Origin of the sequence: Bacillus zhangzhouensis, assembly GCF_000715205.1 — a bacterium.
Classification (GTDB): Bacteria; Bacillota; Bacilli; order Bacillales; family Bacillaceae; genus Bacillus; species Bacillus zhangzhouensis.
This window is the reverse complement of record NZ_JOTP01000085.1, coordinates 1-558: the sequence shown is the minus strand read 5'-3', so window position 1 is coordinate 558 and position 558 is coordinate 1. Positions and strand designations below refer to the sequence as shown.

The 558-nt window shown below is 50.0% G+C and carries 1 protein-coding gene; it reads left to right on the top strand.

Translation table 11 applies throughout. The features are described from left to right. Positions 1 to 558: AMP-binding protein (locus BA70_RS18965; protein WP_034325297.1), on the top strand; the 558-nt coding region annotated here is incomplete at both ends.

The window sequence follows — 558 nt, the reverse complement described above, 5'->3', positions numbered from 1 at the left end:
GGCTTTGGCTTTGACGCCTCCATTTGGGAGATGTTCCCAACGTGGATTGCCGGCGCAGAGCTGCACATCATCGACGAAGCAATTCGCCTCAATATGATCAAGCTCAATACGTATTTCAATGAAAAAGGCATCACCATTGCTTTCCTACCGACCCAGCTATGTGAGCAGTTTATGTCGATGGACAATCACTCTCTGCGCTACTTACTGACAGGTGGAGACAAGCTGAAACAGGTGAAGCCGGTTCGATACAAACTAGTGAATAACTACGGCCCGACTGAAAATACGGTCGTGGCAACAAGCGGTATCATCGATCCATATCAAGGCACGCTTCCTATCGGAACAGCGATTGCCAATACCCGTTTTTACATTTTGGGTTCGTTATATGACTTCTCGCCGCCAGGTGTACCGGGTGAGCTCGTCATTGCGGGGAAAGGACTGGCCAGAGGCTACTGGAATCTCCCGGAAGAGACGGACAAACGATTTGTCCCAGACCCATTTTATCCAGGCGAGCGTATGTATCGCACAGGAGATTTGGTGAAATGGACAGAGGATGGCGAG